Raw genomic sequence first — 2,378 nt, 5'->3', positions numbered from 1 at the left:
GGCGCGAGGCGATGGCCAGCGCCACGTCGATGGGTTCAAGCTGCTGGTCTGAGGCCAGCAGCGTCTGCTGATGCTCTTCATTCTTGCCAACGATACGCGGCCGTGCCGCATCGTTGTAAAGGCAGGCGGCGGCCTGCGGCTCGACGAAGGCCTGCTTTTCCTCGACGAAGAACAGTTCCTGGCGCCCCTGCGCGAATGCCCTCAGACCAGTGGGCTCCAGCGGCCAGATCAATCCCACCTTGTAGACGGCCAAGCCGAGCTGCCCCGCGCGCTGATCGTCGATGCCCAGATAGCCCAGGGCCTGAATCACGTCCTGATGCGCCTTGCCTGCGGTGACGATGCCAAAACGGCCCGACGCACCCAGTGTGATGCGATCCACTCCGTTGACCCGCGCGAAGCGATGCACCAGTGGCAGCCGATGCCGGAGCAGGATGGCCTCATCCCGGCCGGGGCTGTAGACGCCCCGATAGTGGACTCCTTCGGAGGGCAGCAGGTCATCGGGCAGGGGTCGCTCGATGTGCAGCGCATCAAGATCCAGCGAGACGACGGTGGTCTGCTCAACCGTTTCGTTGACCACCTTCATCCCCACCCAGCAGCCGCTGTAGCGTGACAGCGCATAGCCCAGGAGCCCAAAGCGGACGATCTCGCCCACATCGGCCGGGTAGAGCATCGGCACATTGTTGGCGGCCAGGGCCTGTTCGCTGTGATGGGCGATGGTCGAGGACTTGCCGGGATGGTCGTCACCGAACACCACCAGCACGCCGCCCAGTGGATGGGTTCCGGCGTAGTGGCCGTGCTTGATGGCGTCGCCGGAGCGGTCCACACCCGGCCCCTTGCCGTACCAGAGCGCGAACACCCCGTCCACGCGGGCTGGGCCCAGCTGTTGCAGCTGTTGTGTGCCCCAGATGGCCGTCGCGGCAAGATCCTCGTTGACCCCCGGCTGAAAGACGACGTCGGCAGTCTTCAGCGCCTTGGCGGACTTCCAGAGCGCCGTATCGAAGCCRCCCAACGGCGATCCGCGGTAGCCGCTGACGTAGCCCGCCGTATGCAGCCCCGCGCGCCGGTCGAACTCGCGTTGCAGCAGCAGCAACCTGACGAGTGCCTGGGATCCGCTCAACATCACTTCACGGTGCCGCAGGTCATGGCGGTCGTCCAGCGATGCTGCCCTCAACAAACGGGCCTCTTCCAATTCGATCTCCTAGGCGGAAATTGCGACCCCGCGCCGCAAGTGACTTCGACGGTGGATCTTTCAAGCTCCCGGGCGCAACAGTGGCCCGGGCGGCCGATGGCAGCGGTCAGTCGGCGTCAGGCTGAGTCAGGGGCCACACCGTGTTGACCAGATAGTCAAGGAACCTTCCCGGTTCTTCGAGATGCGGCATGTGCGCCGAGCGCTCGAACCACTGCCAATGCTTGCTCGGCGCCCGAAGCGTTTCGTACCACTTGCGTGCCACACCGGAAGGCGTGGCGAAGTCATGGCGGCCTGCTGCGATCACGATCGGGCAGCCCAGTTCGCCAAGCTCCTTGAAGTCGGAACGCATCAATTCGGGCAAGAGGCGCTCCACGGCATCCTCGACTTGTCCGGTGCTGTCCAGATCCGCTGCCGTGTATTCCGGGCACAGCGTCTTGGCGTGGTCGAGGACATCGAGATCCTTGCGTCCATGGATCATTCCGCCCAGGTGAACCACCCACTTGCGCTCGGTCAGAAGCCGCATCAGCGTGGAGGCGGTCGGTGCCATGTCGGGATAGGGCGCCAAGGAATCGAGTTCCGTGGTGGCATCGGCCAAGCCCAGCGCCCTCGCCTGCCGGACGACGAAGTCGTAGCTGGCGCGTTCGTTTTCGACCCAGTCGATGACCTGGCCGACGCCGACGTACGCGTGCAAGCGCTCGGGACAGCGCTGCGCCAACAATGTCCCGACCACGCTTCCCCAGGAATGGCCCAGCACCACGATTTTCTGGCGCTTGAACCGACCACGCAGGAAGTCCACCACCTCGCAGGCGTCTGCCACCATGTGATCGATGAGGGAGGCTCCGTCGGCCAGATCCGGCCACGCTGCAGCGCCAGACTTTCCACAACGCCGCTGATCCCATTGCACGACGACGAAGTAGTCTTCCCAGCCGCTTTGGTAGAGCCAGCTGGTGGGCATCTCCGGGCTGCCGGGGCCGCCATGAATGAACAGCAGCACAGGATTGCGTGCATCCCTGCCGCGAATCGAAAGCCATTGCTCAGTCCCACCAATCGAAACGGCCAGGAGGTCCTCGATCCCCTCCTGCGCAACGATCCGGCGTGCATTCCTCAAAATCTCGACAAAGGAGCTTCGCTCCGGGCTAGAAGCGATCTCGCTCATGTTCCCTCCCGTGCTCCGGCCACAGCGGCCAAG

Annotated in this window: 1 protein-coding gene and 1 pseudogene; both read right to left on the bottom strand. The window is 64.4% G+C overall.

What is annotated here, in order from left to right; all coding sequences use genetic code 11:
• Positions 1–1,189 (bottom strand): annotated as a pseudogene (locus tag AC1DU6_RS27695) (indolepyruvate ferredoxin oxidoreductase family protein); the annotation flags it as partial.
• 106 nt (positions 1,190–1,295) lie between these two features.
• Complete coding sequence (locus AC1DU6_RS27690) at positions 1,296–2,345, bottom strand: alpha/beta fold hydrolase (RefSeq protein ID WP_477861047.1); 1,050 nt, start codon at positions 2,343–2,345, stop codon at positions 1,296–1,298.
• Positions 2,346–2,378 lie beyond the last annotated feature (33 nt).

This window comes from Roseateles sp. P5_B10 (assembly GCF_056400485.1).
The sequence above is the reverse complement of the archived record's forward strand: the minus strand, read 5'-3'. Positions and strand labels throughout refer to the sequence as shown.

Excerpts from the sequence above, each read along its gene's own strand:
- AC1DU6_RS27690 (WP_477861047.1), bottom strand. The coding sequence starts at position 2,345 with ATGAGCGAGATCGCTTCTAGCCCGGAGCGAAGCTCCTTTGTCGAGATT.